Source organism: Acinetobacter sp. 826659, from assembly GCF_000588515.1.
Lineage (GTDB): Bacteria > Pseudomonadota > Gammaproteobacteria > Pseudomonadales > Moraxellaceae > Acinetobacter > Acinetobacter pittii.
Genome location: NZ_JFYD01000002.1, coordinates 474,534 through 495,850, shown reverse-complemented (window position 1 = coordinate 495,850; position 21,317 = coordinate 474,534). Strand labels below are relative to the sequence as shown.

The 21,317-nt window shown below is 36.6% G+C and carries 14 protein-coding genes and 1 tRNA gene; 8 read left to right on the top strand and 7 right to left on the bottom strand.

All coding sequences use genetic code 11. The features are described 5' to 3' along the window. Positions 1-2: 2 nt before the first annotated feature. The 5 genes from J663_RS06865 (at position 3) to J663_RS06845 (ending at position 5,323) form a co-directional block, all read left to right on the top strand. Complete coding sequence (locus tag J663_RS06865; protein WP_033848710.1) at positions 3-1,448, top strand: NAD(P)/FAD-dependent oxidoreductase; 1,446 nt, start codon at positions 3-5, stop codon at positions 1,446-1,448. 146 nt (positions 1,449-1,594) lie between these two features. Continuing rightward, positions 1,595-2,953 (top strand): amino acid permease, encoded by a 1,359-nt coding sequence (locus tag J663_RS06860; protein WP_081404641.1) that lies wholly within the window; start codon positions 1,595-1,597, stop codon positions 2,951-2,953. Between the two features lie 377 nt (positions 2,954-3,330). After that, on the top strand, positions 3,331-3,690 hold the full coding sequence (locus J663_RS06855) for a hypothetical protein (RefSeq protein ID WP_016141827.1): 360 nt from the start codon (positions 3,331-3,333) through the stop codon (positions 3,688-3,690). A 238-nt stretch (positions 3,691-3,928) separates the two neighbouring features. Continuing rightward, on the top strand, positions 3,929-4,399 hold the full coding sequence (locus J663_RS06850; protein ID WP_033848705.1) for a hypothetical protein: 471 nt from the start codon (positions 3,929-3,931) through the stop codon (positions 4,397-4,399). Positions 4,400-4,456: 57 nt separating this feature from the next. Further along, positions 4,457-5,323, top strand: coding sequence for a tetratricopeptide repeat protein (locus J663_RS06845; RefSeq protein WP_033848703.1), 867 nt, complete (start codon positions 4,457-4,459; stop codon positions 5,321-5,323). A gap of 335 nt (positions 5,324-5,658) precedes the next feature. Here J663_RS06845 and J663_RS06840 read toward each other — a convergent pair whose 3' ends face one another. From J663_RS06840 to J663_RS06825, 4 genes are all read right to left on the bottom strand, one after another. Beyond that, positions 5,659-6,114 carry a hypothetical protein gene (locus J663_RS06840; RefSeq protein WP_033848701.1) on the bottom strand — a complete coding sequence of 152 codons (456 nt, stop codon included), beginning with the start codon at positions 6,112-6,114 and terminating at the stop codon, positions 5,659-5,661. Beyond that, entirely contained in the window at positions 6,104-10,750 is a 4,647-nt protein-coding gene (locus J663_RS06835) for an RHS repeat-associated core domain-containing protein (protein ID WP_171073657.1), read from the bottom strand. Before J663_RS06835 ends, J663_RS06840 begins: the two co-directional genes overlap by 11 nt. A 70-nt stretch (positions 10,751-10,820) precedes the next feature. Further along, positions 10,821-14,027, bottom strand: coding sequence for a type VI secretion system Vgr family protein (locus J663_RS06830; protein WP_033848699.1), 3,207 nt, complete (start codon positions 14,025-14,027; stop codon positions 10,821-10,823). Between the two features lie 275 nt (positions 14,028-14,302). Then, positions 14,303-14,875 carry a TetR/AcrR family transcriptional regulator gene (locus J663_RS06825; RefSeq protein ID WP_033848696.1) on the bottom strand — a complete coding sequence of 191 codons (573 nt, stop codon included), beginning with the start codon at positions 14,873-14,875 and terminating at the stop codon, positions 14,303-14,305. Positions 14,876-15,545: 670 nt separating this feature from the next. Between J663_RS06825 and J663_RS06815 the strand changes: the two genes are divergently transcribed. The 3 genes from J663_RS06815 (at position 15,546) to J663_RS06805 (ending at position 18,384) form a co-directional block, all read left to right on the top strand. Beyond that, positions 15,546-15,812 carry a hypothetical protein gene (locus J663_RS06815; protein ID WP_033848746.1) on the top strand — a complete coding sequence of 89 codons (267 nt, stop codon included), beginning with the start codon at positions 15,546-15,548 and terminating at the stop codon, positions 15,810-15,812. A gap of 374 nt (positions 15,813-16,186) precedes the next feature. Beyond that, positions 16,187-17,275 (top strand): YjgN family protein, encoded by a 1,089-nt coding sequence (locus J663_RS06810; RefSeq protein WP_033848694.1) that lies wholly within the window; start codon positions 16,187-16,189, stop codon positions 17,273-17,275. Positions 17,276-17,295: 20 nt separating this feature from the next. Next, entirely contained in the window at positions 17,296-18,384 is a 1,089-nt protein-coding gene (locus J663_RS06805) for a M48 family metallopeptidase (protein WP_033848692.1), read from the top strand. A 23-nt stretch (positions 18,385-18,407) separates the two neighbouring features. Here J663_RS06805 and J663_RS06800 read toward each other — a convergent pair whose 3' ends face one another. The 3 genes from J663_RS06800 to J663_RS06790 form a co-directional block, all read right to left on the bottom strand. Then, positions 18,408-18,725 (bottom strand): hypothetical protein, encoded by a 318-nt coding sequence (locus tag J663_RS06800; RefSeq protein ID WP_014206119.1) that lies wholly within the window; start codon positions 18,723-18,725, stop codon positions 18,408-18,410. A gap of 367 nt (positions 18,726-19,092) precedes the next feature. Next, positions 19,093-19,182: transfer RNA gene (locus J663_RS06795), tRNA-Ser, on the bottom strand. An 85-nt stretch (positions 19,183-19,267) separates the two neighbouring features. After that, a complete protein-coding gene (locus J663_RS06790; protein ID WP_033848690.1) occupies positions 19,268-21,298 on the bottom strand; it encodes an NADPH-dependent 2,4-dienoyl-CoA reductase in 2,031 nt (676 codons plus the stop codon). Positions 21,299-21,317 lie beyond the last annotated feature (19 nt).

The window sequence follows — 21,317 nt, the reverse complement described above, 5'->3', positions numbered from 1 at the left end:
TTATGAAAATTATTTCTAAACCTCAACTTTTAAAAGACGTGGAATATAAACCGAGTAAATCTCTACAAGTAGGTAAAGAGTGGAGCTGGTTAAATCCAAAACATGCAAAATTTGATACATCCACAGTTAATGGTACCTCGGTAGATAACCCTGCAAACTATTATGAAAGCTCACTTTCTGATTGGCATACTTTTGACAGTTTAAAAGCTGATATTGAATGTGATGTGGTAGTTATTGGCGGTGGTTTATTGGGTTCATCTACGGCCTTACATTTAGCTGAACAAGGCGTAGAGATTGTTTTATTAGAAAAAAACCGTGTAGGTAGCGCAGCTTCTGGACGCAATGGCGGACAACTTACCCCTGGTTTAGCTCGCTGGGAAGCTCAAGAAATGGCCGATCGCTTGAGCTATGAAGATGCTAAAAAACTCTGGCATTTTACCTCTACGGAAGCGATGCAACTCATTGATGACATCTCGGAAAAATACCAACTCAACTTTGACCGAAAATATGGTCATATTACTGCTGCCGTTCATGAAGGACATTTAGTTGGTTTAACACAAGGCGCCGATGCACGAAAATACTTAGGTGAAGACCATACGCGTATTGTAGGTAAACACGAACTCATGGACTTTATTAAGTCTGATTATTACACAGGTGGTTTAATTGATGAGTTAGGGGGACAAATTCATCCTTTAGCTTTAAACCGTGGCTTAATTTATGGCTTTTGCCAAAATGGCGGTACTGTTTATGAACAAACAGAAGTTCTTTCAATAGAAGAAAAAGCAGATGGTATTTATGTTCAAACTGCAAATGCTGTCGTGAAAGCTAAAAAGTCTGTGGTGTTAGCCGTACACCATGCTTCTTTTAAACTTTTATCAGAGCAAAACAATACTACTATTCCGTTCTATACTTATGTTGCAACAACAGCCCCGCTCGAGTTTGATACGAAAGAGATTTTACCGTTTGGGCATCCAGTTTATGACACACAGTTCCAAATTGATTACTACCGTCCCGTGTTTAACAACCGCTTATTGTTTGGTGGCCAAGGTACAGGAACATGCTGGGGACCAGAAAAAACTTTAAATTATTTAGAGCATCGAATTCATACAGTTTTCCCTCAGATTAAAAATTTAGAGATGGATTTTGTCTGGAGTGGTACGACCGATTTAACCGTAAATGGTGCAGTCGATAGCCGTAAATTTGGCAATAAATTCCCGATTTATGCTGTTCATGGCTGGAGTGGTCACGGCGTTGCACAGACGGTACGTATTGGTAAAGCCATTGCAAATGACTTTGTTGGGCAATCTAACGACTTCGAAATGTTATCTAAAATTGATCATCAAAATATTATCTTTGGTCGTACCCTTGCTCCCGTTGTTATTCCACTCGCTAAAAGCATGTATGGCATCGGCGCAATGATTAATCCGGGCAAAATGGTGTCTTTCTAATTTATAAAATAACCAATTTTCAAAAAGGGATTCGTATAGCTTTGTACGGATCCTTTTTATTTAGCTGAGTAAAATCCTTTTCAAACTAGGTTATCCCTAACCAATCTATTACAATAGCGCCAGCTTTTTTATTCAGCGCATATATTTTGAGCAACTCATCTTCCCAATTAAAACGCGGACTTAAAAATCGCCATATCCAGTTAATCGCTATGGGTGGTGCTGTCGGGACAGGTTTATTTTTAGGCTCTGCACAAGTCATCCAGTCTGCTGGTCCTTCTATTATTTTAGGTTATGCCATTGTCGGTTTGGTCGCATTTTTAATTATGCGCCAAATGGGTGAAATGATCGTAGAAGAACCTGTGGTCGGTTCCTTTAGTTACTTTGCACAAAAATATTGGGGGAAATTCCCCGGTTTTTTATCGGGCTGGAACTATTGGGTTGTTTATATTCTGGTCGCGATGACCGAACTGACAGCCGTTGCTAAATATGTGCATTACTGGTGGCCCCACATTCCTGCTTGGATATCAGCCTTATTTTTCTTTGTTTTGGTCACATGTTTGAACTTAGGCAACGTTAAATTTTATGGCGAATCTGAGTTTTGGTTAGCTATTATTAAAGTTGCGGCGGTCATTGCCATGATCGTGTTTGGCTTATATTTATTGCTTACCGCGGGTAGTGACTCTATCGCTAGCTTTGCAAACTTATGGCAGCATGGCGGATTTTTCCCGCATGGGTTCTCAGGCCTATTTTATATGCTTGCCTTTTTAATGTTTGCATTTGGCGGTATTGAACTGATTGGGATGACTGCCGCTGAAGCCGAAAATCCAGAAAAAAGCATTCCACAAGCCATTAACCAAGTCATCTTTCGAATCTTGGTTTTCTATGTGGCTTCGCTTGCTATCATCATGTCGCTTATTCCGTGGAATCAGCTTGACCTCGGTGGTTTAGATAAAAGTCCATTTGTGATGATTTTTAGCCAGCTTGGGATTGGTTGGGCAGCGCATTTGCTTAACTTTATTATTTTAACAGCCGCACTTTCTGTTTATAACAGCGGTATGTACGCAAACAGTCGGATGTTATATGGACTCGCAGTACAAGGCCATGCATCCAAAATTTTTACAAAAGTCAGCAAACAGGGGGTTCCAACACCTGCTGTTATCTTTTCTTCTATTCTGATTTTTGGTTGTGTATTACTGAACTATTTTATTCCAGAACAAGCTTTAAGCTATCTCATGTACATGGCCGTGGCTGCACTAGTTTTAAACTGGGCAATTATTAGCTTTACTCATTTAAAGTTTAAACGCGCCATGAAACTTGAAGATAAAGTTGTTAAATTCCCTGCTCTATTTTCACCTTTAAGTAACTATATTGTTTTGATTTTTATTGGCATGATTTTATACATCATGTGGACTCAAGGGTTTGAAAAATCTGTGATTTTAATTCCAATTTGGATTGCATTCATGTTTGGATTATATAAATTTTTGAGTTGGAAAAAATCACTCTAATCTTCAAAGAAGGCTTATTCAAACAGAATAAGCCTTTTATCATTTAACAGCTCGCCACCCTAAGCAACTTCAGAAAATCTACTCAAAAAACCATTCACATTCTATTCATCATTATTAAATTGCTCTCTGCTAGACACATCGATATGTAAGCCTTAGTCATTCTAAACATTGGTATTTAATGAGATAATTATTAAAGTACAAGTGTTTACATGATCTATAAATATTTGTGTCAATGTTCAGCTAAAATCAAAACAGACCAGTTTATCGTTACGATCACTCAATAGGCAAAAGATACTGCATCGCAAGACAGGTTCTTTATCCACTGCACTGATTTAGCCCTCAACTGTGTCACTCAATGATGAAAGACAGGAAATTTTATGGAAAAAGCTCTGCAATGTCCTAAGTGTGGTTCTACAGAAATTGAAGCACGTGACCATGACAAATTACTTAGAACAACTGGCGGTGTTTTACTTACAGCTGCCGGCACAACAGCAGGCACTGTAGGTGGTGCTGCAACTGGCGCTACTGTTGGAGCAGCTATTGGTACTGTTGCTGGTCCTTTAGGTGTAATTGTTGGCGGAACAGTAGGGACTTTTGTTGGTGCCATTAGTGCAGGAATTACTGGCGGTGTAGTTGGTAATATTTTTGGTAAAAAAGCAGGTGTAATGATCGATAAAAATATCTTTCAAGACTACCGCTGCTTAAAATGTAAATACCGTTTTAAACAGAAGAAATAACCCTATTTCATTAAGCTTATTTTTAAAGCACGTTCATGACTTTAAAAGATAGGAAAGCCACTATTGAGGTTGCTTTCCTCCCTCTTTTATCTCATCTTATTCAAAGAAAAAAATAATCTAATAACTAACTATTACCGATACTATATTTTATGGGTAGACTATAAAAATCAGTCATTTACTTTACGCTATTCATAAGATATGAAAGAATTGCGACCTCTGATAACTTTTGAAATTTAAAATGAAAAAATTATTACTTTTAAGCTTAGTTAGCATTTTCAGCTCATATAGTTTTGCAGAGGACAATAGCTCGATTTATCGGGGACTTGGTACTGGTCCTGAAGATTTTTTAAAGTTTGAAGTTCTTAAACAAAAAGGTTTCTTAGCCAAAAAACCTAATATTTCAAGAGCAGACTATAACGATATATACAAACTCAAAAAACCTTATGAATTTATGGGACAAAACGTTGTACTTATTTCAGATGAATATATGTCTGAATATGTGGGCTGTTGTGTGAGCGAAGGTTGGGGAGCTGTACTTAAACAAACCACCAATTTAAAATTAATTGAAAAATTTGCAAAAAAGAATCAATGTAATATCGCCCCGACAGAAACCAATAGCACTTACTATGGGTTTAAAATTAGTTCTCTGCCAAAAGGTAATTACTATGAATTATCATGCCGCGAACGTGATTTAGATGAGTCCCAATAAGTCAAAATTAAACTCTGAAAATAAGAACCAAAGTAAAATATGTATAGAGGATAAAAGATGTTACCAAAAAGAATTTTTCTAACTATTTGTCTCTTAAGCATCCTGAGTTCAGGATGGGCAAAACCTATAAAACAAACAAATGACAATACTAAACAACAGCAATCTAGTCAGACTAATACTAATATAAAAAACAATATTGATTTAACTGATATCCGATCAAAAGCTGAAAAAGGAGATCCTGAAACACAGTACAATTTAGGTGTAATGTATGCAGAAGGATATAAAGACATTCAACCCGATATTCTAAAAGCTATTGAATGGTACACTTTATCTGCAAATCAGGGTTATGTTAATGCTCAATATAATTTAGGTTTATTATACATGGGAAATGAGTATATTAAGCCAGATTATGTCAAAGCAAAATATTGGTATGAGAAAGCCGCAACACAAGGTGACATTGCATCCTTAAATGAACTTGGAAATTTCTACAGTAAAGGCTTAGGTATTAAGCAGGACTATCAAAAGGCTATTAAATACTACTTAGATGCTGCGAATGCAGGTGATTCAGATGCTCAAATAAATCTTGCCACCATGTTTTTACATGGCAGAGGAGTAACTCAAAATAAGTTAGAAGCTTCTCAATGGTATTTGAAAGCTGCCACCCAAGGAGACATTGATGCTCAATATAATTTAGGGCTTATGTACTTACTCGGAGATGGTATAAAACAAGATTATTCTCAAGCACAAAAATGGTTTTTGGCAGCTGCAAATCAAGGCGAAAGCAATGCACAGTATCATCTCGGGAAAATATATAAAGACGGGCTAGGAGTGGATAAGAACTTATCCTTAGCCCGTACTTGGTTTGAAAAGTCTGCTGAAGTAGGAAACTCATATGCAGCTCAAGAATTATTCAAGTTAAATTAATATCTATTTAAATATAAAATTAACCTAAAAGTATAATTCTTATCTGACTAAGTAGTTAATATATAAAAACCAATCCATACTAAAATTAAAATATTATTTTATAGTTCATCCTGAGCTTAGATGTTATTTATCCTCACTCAGACCCTCTCATTTTCTTAACACCCACATTCTTTTTTATAATTTCTATATTTTTAGCAGCTTTTCTCTCCTTAGTCATCAGTTATATTGAATTTATAGATCACAGATGTAAATAATCATAAAAAATAAATAATACCTCTACAAGCCTGTCAATAAAATTATTTCTCATTAAAAGCTAAAATTTTAATTCGGTTTATTTACCTATTTTTCATTAATTTCCCCAATTCCTTAACATTCAATAATTCTTCATCTGTATAGTCCATTTTAGATATTAAATTATTATTATTTAAAATTTCCATATATTGATCAAAAATATTTATCTTATTTTTTAATAAAAATTCAACAAACTCACCACCATTTTCATTTCTGTGAAATTCAGTAAAAAACAAAGTTGTATAAAATTTTTTTTTCTGAGTGTCATCCAATCCCAATAAAAATATATTTATATTATTATAAAATTCATTATATGCTTGATCTCCACAAAAGATATTTTTATCAATTAAATTAATTGATTTAATCACTTGCTTATCTTCCGTTAAAACAGAAACTCTCTTATTAAAATTATTAATGCAAGATTTTTTTTCTATTGATGAACATCCAATAAGAGTTAATACTCCAATTAACAATAATTTTTTGCTAATATTATTTAACATTTATTTCTCCCCAGTTTGTAACCTCTTTTCTTTTCCAACCAAAATTCATCCAATTGTCTGAACGTCCTCCTTTCCAGACATATTTTTTCCTAACTTTAGTACTAGAAATCATCTCATTTAACTTATTCCACTGTTGATTATCTACTGTGGACTTAACTGTAACACAGCCTAAACTTACTCTTCCAGGATGCAACCGGAATCCACTTCTCTTACCATCAATTGAGAAATCATCAATCCAACCGTCATCCCCATATAAAGCATACCAATCAGGATGTCTATCATCAGGTACCAAAAAATATTTCCCATTAGGTAATGCTGTACCGTTAGAAGTAAAACCAATATCGTTAATTTGCCCCCCAGTATATACATTTTGTATTATTAATTTTGTATCTTTCTCGATATCTCTAGCAATTATTATATTCTTATGCTTATAAAAGTCTAATACAACATATAGTCCCATCGGGTCAATCAATTGGTTCGGATTAATAACATAATTCATTATATTTAAACCTCCTTCCAACCCAATAGGGTCTTTACTTACATATCTTGCACTATGAGGTTCATAATAACGATAACGGTTATAGTGCAGTTCTGTTTCCAGATCGTAATATTGTCCTTGAAAACGTAAATTATTTTGTTCAAATGGATTATCTTGGTTTACCGCTGTAATTTCCAATGCCGTTCCCCATGTGTCGTGGAGAATTTCCCAAACACATTCTCCTCGGGTATTGGTCATGATTTGTGGTGTTCCCACCTGATCACAGTGGTAGAATGTAATTTGCTCTAAATCAGTACGCTTTTTCCGAGTATTACTATTCCATACTGGGTCTTTATAAATAGAATAAGGTTTTGTTTGATATTCCTGATAATCAGGAGTTTCTATGAGTTGAATGAAATCCTTATAACCTGCTTGTAATAGTGGAACAAAGCTATCAGGTTCATAAATATAGTGCTTTGTATAATTGGTCTGTGCAGATTTAAAAGACTCCCATATCATTAAATCTCCATCCCAACCAAATAAAGTTAATACTCTGGCTGTTTTTTTGTAGAGTCGACGACCAAATACATCGTAACCATATTCTGTAACTAGACCATTATTATCGCTTCGAATAAGTCTGTTTTGATTGTCCCAAGTCAGTTTAAGGTTTTTACCTGCTTGAGTAATCTCTGTCACATTACCTTGAGCGTCATATTGGTAGTGTTTACCTTTATAACTTTTAATAAGGTTATTTTTAATTTGTGCTGGACTTAATACCGAGTCAGTGTCAATTAAGTTACCAGCTGGGTCAAAGCTAAAGCTTTCTGCTTTATGTAGACTTTGCGCTGCGATTAAATGCCCAATTAGATCATATTGATAATTGAGCTTACCCAGACGGCTATCTTCGACTTGACTAAGCAAATAGTTTTGATCGTATTGATAGTATCTATGTGCTTGATATTGTAAATAGTCTTGAGTTTCTTGCTCAGGTTGAATGAACTGTGAACTCAATAATCCAACATCATTATATTGTTTGGTTTGAATGAGTCCATTTGCTAATAATCGTGTTGTTTCTCTATGCAAATCATCACGCTGAAATGAAATAACCTCTTGATTATTTAAACCAATCGCATAAATATGCCCTGAACCATAAACAAGATGGTTCAATGTTTGTCCATCAGGTCGAATTGTTTTAATTAAATTTCCAAGCTCATCATATTCATAACGTAATACTGCTGTGAGCGGTTTCAGTTCTGGAATTTTATAATGCTGATGCTCTCTAACCAACTGTCCAAGTGCATTGCGATAGAAATCAATTTGGCTAACCTCATTACTGGCTCTGCTCAGTTGGCTATTCAGGTTATAGTCAAATTGTTCTGTTTGTTTCTGCCCTGTATGTAAATGGGTAAAGCTTTTCGAAGCAATTTGTCCATCTGCATAATATTCAAATTGGGTCAGTATATTTGGTTGACGGATTTGAAATAACCTTCCGTTCTCATTGTAACTATAGTGCTTTTCCTCTCCATCAAAGGCTTGTTCACGTATCAAATATCCATATTGATTATATCCAAACAAATATTCGGCTTGATTCTGGTTAATCAGCTTTTGGATACGGCCTTGTTTGTCCCATTGATAAGCTATGCTATGTCGATTGGCATCAATACGCTGTTCTAACAAGCCAACTCGATTGTACTTATATTCCGTTACTAAACCTTTAGTATCTATATGCTTAAGTAAACGTCCTTCTTCATCATGTTCAAAGTATTCTTTTAACCCATCAGGATAAATAATACTTTGTAGCTGCCCTTTATCTTGACCCTTGGTACTGTAAAAATACTGTACAACTTTATTATTTGCGGTTTGTTCAGCAGTCAGTGCACCATCTTCATCATATTCCCATGTACTACTCTTACCTGAGCAATCGGTATATGAAATCATCTGCCCAAATTCATTGTATCGAATTTTCTTAGCACCACCTTTTGCATCAATGACTTCAACCAATTGATTATTATTGTTATATTTGTACTGTGTGATATGCCCTAATGGATTGATTTCTTTACTAAGGTTACCATTTTTATCATATTCGCGTTTCCAAATACTGCCCTCTGGGTCTTTAATTTCAACTAAATTACCCTGTTCATCATATGCAAAACGAATTACTCCGCCGTTTGGCTGGACAATTTTAACAAGTTGATCTTGATCATTATATTCTTGTTGAGTCTCTTGCCCTTCAAAATCAATTTGACGAGTAATCCGCTTTTGTCCATCACGGCTGTACCATGATTCACGTCCATCGGCTAAACGTGTGCGGTAAGTAAATCCATTGAGGTCAAAGTAATAGTAAGTTGGAACATCATAAGCGTCATAAACCGCCACTTGACGTAAACGTGGATGCCATTTTAATTTGGTATGGAAACTACCATCATCGGCCCATTCTTCTATCGCTTTAGCTTTAGCGTCTATTGATTCATAGCGAATATTTTGTCCACGCCCTGTACGGTCTGTATAACGTGTTAGTTGATGAAAGTGATTATATTCATAAGTTCTTATATGGCCATTCTGATCAGTAGCTTTAATTAAGTTCCCTTGGGTATCGTATTCATAACGTGCTAATGGTTCGGCTTTATCATCTAAAAACACCGCCATAATTTTAACTTGCTCATTAAAAGCAAATTTTAATTGGTGTTTGGCATGCTCTAATTGAAAATCAACATATTGAAGATAAGCAACCTTTTCAAAAATAAGGTAACTTAAATCAATCTTTTCTAGTGTTTTTTCATTGAATTGTTGAATCAATTGATAAGGCTGTCCAACTGAAAACTGATGAAATTGAAAAGACCAGTCTCCCCCAAAGTTTAGAACCAGATCTCCACTTTTAAGAGGTTGTACTATTATTCCTTCATACGGTACTTCATAAGTTTCAAATGTAATGGAAGCTGGTAGTTGATGCTTTCGCCCTTTACTATCAATAAATAGATAGCCTTGAGCATTTTGTTGAATCATATTGGAAAATGGCATCATCCAACGTGCACCAATCATGCTTTGATCAAACTCATCCATTTGTGAGTTATATTGCCGTATAAAAGAAAAACCTATTTTCGGTAAATAGAAGTCTGCATGTTGAACCCGTTCAGCACCAATTGAATAGCTAATACTTTTTCCAGATTGTGAATCAGCACCTTCACATGGCGGAGCATTTAAAGCATCTGCCTGTAAACTTACAAACTCTAAAGTGTCTCCTTTCGTATGCCGTTCATACTCGCCCGTCTGGTTGATTGGCACATTTGCATTACCTTTATTTTCTAATGCTTGTATAGCTTTCAGCGTTTCTTGTAATAGCCATGCCAACGTATATTTTTGGCTTGCATTCGCTTGCTGTTGTAAAGTTTGACTTAAAGCCACAATAGCTTGAGTTGCTTCTTGTTGTAAAAGACTTGTTATAGTTGGTTGTATTTTAGGGGTTAAATTTGCCTGGGTAGGCTTCCCTAATAAATCAATGAGTGGAATGGCCCAATTTGTAAATTTGAGTTTTGGATCTCGTTTCTCTGCACTTGCACCTGCCGCAGTAGTTATTCCTACATTTATACCTGTTGCTGGGGTCGCCATGCTTTGTAATATAGTTACACCCAACGCTGTAGCACTGGCAAGTAGAGTGCTTAACTTCGCTTGAGTCTCTTTTAAAAAGTTCTCTAAATCTCCAGCGATCATCGCATTGAGATGTAAACCTAACCGCTTAATATCCGTTTCTGTAATTTTTCCATTTTCTCGATATAAGCACTCTGCCATTAAACCAAACATCGGACGTAAAGCCATGCGCGCATGAGCTTCATTACTTGGTTCTGAAAATAAGCCTATTAAATTTGCCGCAAGTAATGCCCCACGTTGTACAGCAACATCACCAGTTTTCTTATCTGTAGCATAGAGCATTAGGTCTAATACACTACCCGTTAATGCAAAGATATTAGCAACCGTGGTTATATTGGCCTTACTTTTTATTTGTTCTAGTGTCGTGTTCCCACACACTTGTAAATAACGCTGAACCTGACTTGCAATCATTTGCAAGTCCGCTACATCCGTAACGCTATTTAAGTTAAAAACAGCAAGTTCAACAGCAGGTTGTTTTTTAATTTCTTTCTGTTGTGTATTCTCTTTAGCCATCAATATAAAACCTTTAATTCATTCAATTACAGCAATATTTTTCTATGTTGAATCGCTCTATTCATCTAATCTACTTTTTTGACTGCACAAAAGTATCTACAGCACTCTGCTGAATAGGTGAATCTTGATTTATGGACTTAGATAATTTTGCAGCCATTTGATTACTGAGAAAACCTTCACTCTGCTCTTTAAGCATTTCAAGAGACTGGCTTGGGTTTAACGCCATTTGACCAAGACTTTTCATTTGATCGGCAGATAAATTGTGATTAAGTTGTTTTGAAACAGTATTGAGGGCAGTATTGGTTACCTGATTTTTAATCTGACCTACTGTTTGTCCAACTAAATTATCTAAAGTATTCTTGCCAAAGTTTTTGAAACTATTTTTATCAGCTGAAAAAAGATTATTTTGCAACTGAGACATAGCATTTTGTCCCACTGCTCCTAGGGTATTTTTCATTAAACCTTGAACACTTTTGACTGGCTCAGCCCAAGTGTATTTACGATTAAAATCACTGCTTTGTAGCCAAGCACTGGTATTATCCTTCTCAAAAACTACTTTAGTCGGTCCAGGCGCAATACCTGTTACTTGTGCGAAACCATTTCCATCGAGTTTGCCTGTGATTTGCTTACCTAATGAATCAATAACTTTATAGCTATTTTGCTTGAAGAAATTTTCTCCACCATAACTCCGCAATAACTCCAAAGCTCCTTGCATTGATTTAGCTTTAGGTAACTGTGGAGTATTTGCACTCACACTTGCTCCAGAAGTAAATAAATGCTGCCCAGCTTTCACCTCAAACTTCCCGCCTGTGACGGGGAAAATTCCCGAACTATTGATCTTAATTTGGGAACCACCAGATGTGATTACAACTTCTTTAGAGGCAGTAATTTCAATGCGGTCTTCCGTAGAAATAATCTGAACGCCTTTACGTGCAATTAAGTCTGCTCCGTCAGCTTGGGCTTGTATCTCAACTTTCCCTTTACCCGCATAGAGCCTAGCTCCCTGTTGGGCTGCAAAAAGACTGATCTTATTTTGTGCGTGTGCAATTATGTTCTTTTGAGTGCTTAAATTAATACTATCTCCAGCACTTTGGCTTAATTGGCCATCTGCACTTAGATGTATATCTTCGTTACTTGCTATAGCCACGCTATTTGGTGCACTTAACACCATAATAGCTTGCTTAAATACAGCTGCTTTATCTTTATCTTGCTGTTCAATTTGCTCTAAAAAAGTTTTTAGATTTTCAAGCACTTCTAGTGGATCGGTTTGCTGATTTTTAGCAACTTCACTAAGTGCTTTGGCATTGTTGAGGCTACCCTCTATTTGTTGTTCGGCATTATTTGCATCAAGGTGTACACCTTGGGCTTGATCTTGTTTATGAGTAGTAATGAGTAAACCACTACCAGCTCGAATAGCCCCCCATTGATCTGTTCTGAGTTCAAACCCCTCACCACGACCTTCACTTGTCGCACTTTCTTTAGGATGGCTCAAATTACCAAGGTTTAACTGACTAGTAGCATGGCTACTTTGTAACTGTGCACTAATTTGCCCAGTCGTATCATCAAGTCGTAACTGGTTAAAGCCTTTTCCACCCACCTCTTCTGAACGAATCCCACTTAGTTTTTTGGTATCGGGTAACTGTCCTTTCTGGTCAAACCGGGTTGGATGACGTTCGGCCTCGTGAATGCGTCCAACTACAAATGGGCGATCGACATTACCATCAAAGAAATTAATAGCAACGATTTCTCCAACACGTGGCAAGAAACGTACACCATACCCCTTTCCAGCCCAAGGGGTTAAAACATCGATCCAAGCTGAATCAGTGTCATTGTCATTACTTCCCGCTCCACCATCGTGGTTATGGTCATCACTTCTGGTAAACAAGAAACGAACTTTAATACGTCCCCATTGATCAACATAAATCTCTTCACCCGCTGGACCAACGACACGCGCACGTTGAGGAGAAGCTTTAGGCCGATTTTGTAATGGTTGATATTCAGGCACAATTTTAATATTGCGGCGTAGTAAAATCAGTTCATTACCCTGACGTTCTTCTGTGTTACCCATCTGCCAATCGCTTTGTTGAACCAAAGCTTGAATTTGCTGATTTAAATCTTTGGGTAAATTGTTCTGATTGTAGTAACTCTTACCAATAATTAAGAACTCTTTGTCTGCTCCACTATGTAGATCAATTTCCGGATGCTCATTAAGTTCAAACCAATAGCCGACTTGTGTATCCCGTACAGTAGTTTGAGCAACAAACTGCTTAGATTGAGCATCATGATAAGCACTTAAGTTTTGATTGAACTTTTCTAGCTGCTGACCACTTGCTGGTGTTGCACCATCTTCACCTTTCAAATCTTGCATCCATGCTGGGCTAAAATGCCAAGCATCTTCAAGACTTAAACTCTGATTGTCATAATTACTGCTATGTTGATGTTTACTTTGTACATTGCCAGCCCCATCTGTTTGTTGTAATACATCTGACTGCCAACGCTGCACATACACAGAAGTCGGCTGTAAACTACGACCAGCGATTAGACTAGTCATGCTATCAAACTGTTCAGTTGCATGACTTCGATGGTAACGAACCGTTCTTCTTGTCAGCGCTTGAAATTGGTTATTATCATCAATGAGACGTAATTTTTGTGCCTGAATATGATCTGTATTATTCGGTACAATCAGTTCCGCTTCATCAATCAGCCAATTAATACCTTCACTTCGCCATAAACGAGTTAGAAAGTCATAGTCAGTTTCGTTCAACTGCATAACGAAAGGACGAGTATCATATTGCTGTTTTAACCCACTCAAATCTAGTGTAAGGCTAGCAGCAAATAATGGGCTTTTCCCTTGCCATTCTTGAAAAAGAATTTCACTAATTTCTTTCACACTCTTGTTCATAAACACACGGCTATTTCTGCGTTTATGCCAAAGATAAGTTGAATCACTTATTGTGAGCTTATATAAAGTTAGAGCACCATCACTTTGCCCCTGTGATGCTCCAGTAATAATACCTGTAGTACGAAATAATTGTCCTTGATCTGTCACCTGATCAACAGCAACCTGTACACCTATAAATTTTTTAAGTGGAAGGTGAGCATTGGTTGATAAACAAATCAAATCTGCAGTTATGCCCTGATTAAGATAATGTTGCCCATCTATACGTTGTAAAAAAACTTGACTATTCAGGGATGCATCTGAAAATTGAAGGTATACCGAACGATGTTTTGAGAGAAAACCAAAATTCTCTAAAATTTGAAAGATATTATTAAACATCACTTTTTTATAAATCTGAGTTATAAACTACTATATTTTATAAAAAATAGACAGATTTGTCTATTTTCAAATCTACCCTTTTACAAATAATAACTTCCTAGAATGTATGTAATAAAATTAAAAATCAATATCTTATAAAATGCCATTCCATAAAAAAGTAAAAATAAATCACTACAATTACAAGAGCTTAAGCACAAATTAATAAAAGTTAAATAATATAATTATTGATATAGAATATATTATTAATATAACTAATATAATTTTTATACTCCTATTCATACAGTCACCAAACTTCGTTCCAAAGCATTTAAAAAGTAATCCAACAACTTCTCCCTTTCCTCCGCTTTATTAGGATCTAAAAGTTGGATGATTGCGCCATCAATCATAAATAAAATCATGTTTGCATCAGGTTTTAAGGCACGAGTTTCCAAACTAAAAATTAGGTCAAAAAGCTCTTTAAGTAGCCATTTTCTATATTCAATCGCCATGCGGTAAGCTCGAGGATAAAGCAGTTTTAATTCAAAAATGGCCTTAAATAGCAAAAAGTAAAAACTGTTTAAATCGACATGTAAGCGGACAATTTCTTTAAGTTTATCGGCTGCGGTTGGGTAGCGATGTGAATAGACAATTGCCAGAACTTCTTCTTTGAGTCGGCTTTTTTGAAAGATTAAGCATATTTCAACAAGGCGTTCTTTCGAGTGAAAGTAGTTATAAAACGTGGCTTTTTGAATTTTAGATTTTTTAATAATCAGGTCTACGCCTGCATTATGAAATCCATGCGAGGTAAAAAGTTGGATAGCAGTTTGAACAACCTGTAATTTTTTGGAAGATATTTCTAAAGTTGGCATCGTTTTACCGTTATAAATTCTTGTTGTGTCTAAATGAGATAAAAAGCCTGTGCCCTTTCTGGGAGAAAAAAAGGCGCAGCAATGCCGTAAGACGGTGCTTGGCACATCTCAAGTTTTGTTTTGCTAAGTTTTAAGTAAATATGACTTAAAGCCTGAAAACCTTATGGCGTTCAAGCTGCTTTAAATTTTTAAGTTGTGTCGATATAGACTTTGACAAAGGCTGCCAAGAAATAATGAATGTGCAAAGCCAACTCCTTTTTTACTGGGAGTTCTGTCAAATCATTAAAATTATGGTGGCAGAACGAAAGGGGGTTCGCAGACTGGAAACAAAGGAACCAGCACACCCGAAGGTGTCCCCCTTCCGCCCTACCGTAGAGAAAAAGGGGGCGAACGAGTTCCCGACACACAAAATAAGAATTTTGCATATCGACTTTGTTTTCCCGGTCTGCGACAACCGACTGGCAATGTGGCCAGCATGCGAAGAATAGTATTCAACGCTCTTACAGTCAAGCACACAAAATGACATTTGTTTTAAATTAGATCATTAAAAAGTAAGGATAAATAATGAATGAGTTATTGTTAAAGTGGGGTTTATAACGGGATTGAATTTTATATAGATATATTAGTTTTAACAGGTAAGATTAGAATATAAAAAATGGTAAATGATGAAATGAAAATATCTTTATTAGATCTACAACAAGTATTCAATGATCTGTTAAACCATAAAATTAGCCGAGAGGATGCTGAAGAGTGGGCAAGAAAAAGAATGCATGCACTGGATAACCAAGACTTAATTTTTGATCCTCCAATTAAAGAGGAACTTCTTTGGAAAGCGGTAATATATTTGAGTGGTGTTGGATTAAAGATATCTCCTGATATGTACATGGAGGATGACATTGGCATTAAAGAAACGTTTAATACTTATTGGAATCAATAAATTTTCGCTAAGAAAATTTATATTTCTGAAATAATCTATTTATGGAAGACCCTTTGCATAACGGCATATTCTATTAATGCTCAGTAAAGTGAATAGTATGAAATGAGTGATTCAGAAAAATTTTGGTTCAAATTAGATTTACTACTAAATTTAAAACTGCAATAAAGTACCAATACCACATCAAACCTAATAAGCATATTTCACGCGATAAGCTTTCTGCTCAAAACAACTCAATAAAAATATAATGGTAAAAATAGTTGTTTGCTTTTCATTCTATTTATTTCAATTTATAAAAAACATATAATATTCTCAATAGTTTTCTAATTATCTATTACATTCAATCAAGATCATATATTTTCAATAAAGAGAATAAAATGCAAGACCAAGCTTTAACCTCTCTTCCTCAAGATGTAAATGAGGATCAAAATATTACAACTCCACCAATTTCACACTCAGGAATTCGTCATTTTAAGTTTCATGGGAATGCCTCAGAATATTTTGGAATCTGGATCGTTAATATTCTTTTGACTATTATTACTTTAAGCTTATATGCGCCTTGGGCTAAAGTTCGTCGCTTACGCTATTTCTATGGTAATACAGAATTTTTTGAACGCCGCTTTGATTTTACAGGCATTCCAACCAAGATTTTGATTGGACGTTTAATTGCATTAGGAATTTACGTCGTATTTGCAATTTCATCACAATATTCAATGATTGCGACTGTGGTTGGACTAGTTGCATTATATGCAGCAGTACCTTGGCTAATTCGCGCTACTTTGCGTTTTACTGCAAGAAATAGTAAGTTCGGCAACGCACGTTTTTATTTTGGTGGAACGATAAAAGAATCTTATAAAGTCTTTCTTTTGAGTATATTGGTATATATTTTCACTTTAGGAATCTTTACACCTGTAGCTATTTGGCTATATAAAAAATATTATCTTAACAACTTATATGCTGGACAATTAAATTTTAAATTAAACGCAAAATGGTCTGCATATATGGCTGCAGTTTATATACCCCTTTTTATTGCATTTGGTATAATTGCTATTTTTTCAATCATTTACTTTGCTATGGCAGGAACAATTTCTGGGTTCTCACCAAACGCTATATTCTTCGGAATATTTACGGTATATGCATTTATTGGATTATTTATTTATCCATTAATCGCTGCACGTATTTTTATTACGACATGGAACAATACTACAGTTGGAAACAGTCAATTTAAAACAGACTGTAATCAATGGCGTTTCGCATGGATTGTAGCATCAAACTGGATTGTAAAAATCTTATCCATAGGTTTAATGTCTGCTTGGGCTGCAGTTCGTATTCATAAATACCAGATTGAATCGATGAGTTTAATTTTATTAGATGATCCAGATCAAATGATGAATCTAGCTCAACAAGAGCAAAGTGCTTTAGCTGAAGAAATCAGTGATATTTTTGATATCGACATCTCTTTATAATAATCTGAGTTTAATAATTTATGTCCCACGCAGTAGATATCACTTTCTATGATGGCCTAGTGTCTAAACCATACCGTGCTCAGATTTCAGCTCAATCTGAATCTGAAGTTCTAATTCGGTATGGTGAGCAATTAGAACTTCAGCGCCATTATCAATATACTGATATGAAATTGATTGGTGCGCTGGGACAGTTACACCCAGTAATTGAATTATCTGATGATGCACGGATTGAATTTCATAGTGCATTACCTGAATGGTTTAATTACTCAACTAAAAAGGTTCAACATTCGATCTGGAAATTTGAACGCTCTCCGGGTCTTATTCTTTTTAGTGTAATTTTTGTGATTACTTTTGCGATCAGTCTAGTCAAATGGGGGGTTCCAGCAACGTCCCATTATCTTGCTTTTCAATTACCTGAGAATACTTTAAAGAAACTAGGTGATGAAGCCGAGAATTATGTATTAAATAATTGGACTGCACCCAGCCAATTAGCACAAACTCAAAAAGACCAAATTACTAAACAGTATTTGAATACTGTTGCTGAAAACAAACCAGCCAAATTAGTCTTCCGTAAAGGCGATCAGTTAGGGGCTAATGCTGTAGCGCTACCCAATAATACGATTATTATCACAGATGAACTAATCAAATTGGCACATACGAATCAGGAAATCTTAAGCGTATTAGCCCATGAACAAGGCCATTTGGTTTATCGCCATAGTTTGCAACAAGGGTTAACGAGTTTAGGTCTAAGTATATTATACATTGCAATGACAGGAGATAATTCAGACTTATTTACGTCCTTCCCTGCCGCTATGATTGGTGCAAATTATTCACGTAAATTTGAGTCCGAAGCCGATCTATATGCTTTACAGCTGATGGATAGGAAGCATATCGAAGTCTCCCACTTCGCAAATTTCTTACAACGTTTAAGCGATACAACGGAAGAAGGTCTCGATAAGAAAAATCAGTCCACCCCACCAACTTCTCAAGAAGAATCTTCAGCTAATAAACTATCTACAGCTGTTCTTGATGCTTTATCCTCACATCCTGCAACCGAAGAGCGTATTCGAATGGTTCATGATTTTGAGAAAAAACAGAAAGGTGCATAAAATAATTTATAGGTACACAGAGTCTATCTAGAAAATTTATGGTCTTTAGGAAGTGGAGCATCACATGGTTGATCCGTCTTTACATTGACCATTTTCACAGGCCCATCATTGTAGATTGTTACCTTACAGCCTTTTACGACATATTCCTGTTGAATACCACCGTACATTTCATCCTCAGAAACAGGAGATGCAACGTCACAAGCCTCGTCAGCACGGCATATATCCTCTTGCCCACCTACAGCTTCTGCTCCAGCAGCTTCCATTACATCTACAGCACTCTCCTGTACTTCAGCATCTACAGCTTGTATCTTTGCTGCATACGTATTTGAAAGATTTATCATAAGAAAAATTGCAAGAAATAACTTACTACAGTGATTTATTAGATTCATGAACTATCCATACCTATTAATTGAAATTCGGTACATATCAGGCGATTTTAATTTGCAAGTTAGTGATGCAAAGGGCTTAGTATTATAAGGAGCTATTCTACCCATAATTATACATATAGCAGCAATAGTCGTCCCGAAAGAATTCATCAAACAATTACAAGATATTGACCATTATGATGGTGCATTAACTACACAATATAAAATTAAACTGAAATCAAAATCTGTCTAACTCAATCCAAATTTTTATGTAGGTTAGAATGAGGGGGTAAAATAATAGATATAAAAAAAGCCCCTGCTATTAACAGGGGCTTTTCGAATTTGGCGGAAGCGGTGAGATTCGAACTCACGGAGGACTCACACCCTCGTCGGTTTTCAAGACCGGTGCATTAAACCGCTCTGCCACGCTTCCATGTGCGTAAGAATACAAAGCTTATTCATTTTATTCAAGAAAAATATCATCGCTTTGTGTTCAAGTGCATATTGTTTCATCAATTTTACAGTTGAGCAGCCAATTCTGCTCCTTCTTTGATCGCACGCTTCGCATCTAGCTCTGCTGCAAGCTTTGCACCACCAATAATATGGTAGTTCGCTATAGTCGACTCACCTTCTTTTGGCATCAAGTCTTTTACCGACTCTTGACCTGCACACACCACAACCGTATCTACACGTAAAAGTTGATCTTGCCCATTGTGCTCAACCCAAAGCCCTTCATCAGTGACTGCTTTATATTGCACACCACGCAGCATACGTACGCCATGCTTTTTAAGCTGTGCACGATGGACCCAACCTGAAGTTTTGCCAAGACCAATACCAAGTGGTGTGGTTTTACGTTGTAGTAAATAAATTTCACGGATTGCTGGTTCAACTTCTGGCGGCTGCATACCACCTTCAGAAATATAGTTTGGATCTGGGTCTACACCCCATTCACGTTGCCAATCTGCCAAAGGTTGAGGCTGTGGTTGATGTGGCGGTTTAAGTAAAAATTCTGACACGTCAAAACCAATACCACCCGCACCAATCACTGCAACCTTTTGTCCGACTTCTGCCCCTTTCAAAACTTGAGCATAAGAAAGGACTTGTGGCGCGTCACTTCCTTCAATTTTTAATGCACGAGGGATTACACCTGTTGCAACAATCACTTCATCAAAACCTTCACGTTCAAGCTGCTCACGATTTACGCGAGTATTTAAACGTACATCCACCCCTGTTTTTTCCAGTTGGACTTTAAAGTAGCGAATTGTTTCGTGAAATTCTTCTTTGCCCGGTACAACTTTGGCAAAGTTAAATTGACCACCTACTTCCGCCGTTGCTTCAAATAAAGTGACCGCGTGGCCACGGCTTGCCGCAACAGTTGCCGCGGACATACCCGCTACTCCACCGCCCACAACTGCAATCCGTTTAGGCTGTTTAGTTTTTAAATAAACCAGTTCAGTTTCATGGCCTGCACGTGGATTAACCAAACAAGACACACGCTTATTTTTAAAAGCATGGTCTAAACAAGCTTGGTTACATGCAATACAGGTATTAATTTCATCAACACGGTTAGTCGCAGTTTTATTTACCCAAAATGCATCGGCCAATAAAGGACGCGCCATTTGAACCATATCTGCTTTGCCAGTTGCCAAAATTTCTTCGGCAGTTTCAGGCATGTTAATGCGGTTTGATGCAATAATCGGAATAGAAATATGTTGTTTTACATGAGCAGTATAGTCGACAAAAGCTGCACGAGGCACAGACGTGACAATGGTCGGCACACGAGCTTCATGCCAGCCAATGCCAGTATTTAATAAAGTTACACCTGCTTTTTCTAAAGCTTTGGCTACAGTCACCACCTCTTGCATGGTGTTACCGTCATGAACTAAATCGAGCAACGACAAGCGGAAACAGATAATAAATTTTTCACCAACTTTTGCACGAATCGCCTTTACGACTTCGACCGGAAAGCGCATACGGTTTTCAATATCACCGCCCCAACGGTCAGTACGCTGGTTCACATGGCTGCTTAAAAACTGGTTAATGAGATAACCTTCAGAGCCCATAATTTCAACGCCGTCATAGCCCGCTTTTTTGGCAATGTCAGCGCAATGTGCATAGTCATCAATCGTACTTAAAATATTTTTTTCAGAAAGCTGACGCGGTTTAAATGGTGAAATTGGCGATTTGATCGGACTAGAAGACACTGCAAAAGGTTGATAACCATAACGGCCAGCATGCAAAATTTGCATTAAAATTTTTGAACCATGCTTATGCACAGCATGTGTAACCAGACGGTGCTGTGGAATATCGGTTAAACCATTCATGGTTCCACCCATGGGTAGTAGCCAACCTTGACGGTTTGGAGAAATCCCCCCAGTCACAATCAGGCCAACCCCACCTTTTGCACGCTCTTCAAAATAAGCTGCCAGTTTTGGATAATTGTAAAAACGATCTTCAAGCCCCGTATGCATGGATCCCATCACCACACGGTTTTTAATGGTGGTAAAGCCTAAATGTAATGGTTTTAATAAATTGGCGTAACTTGTCATGCTGCGTCCCAATAATTTT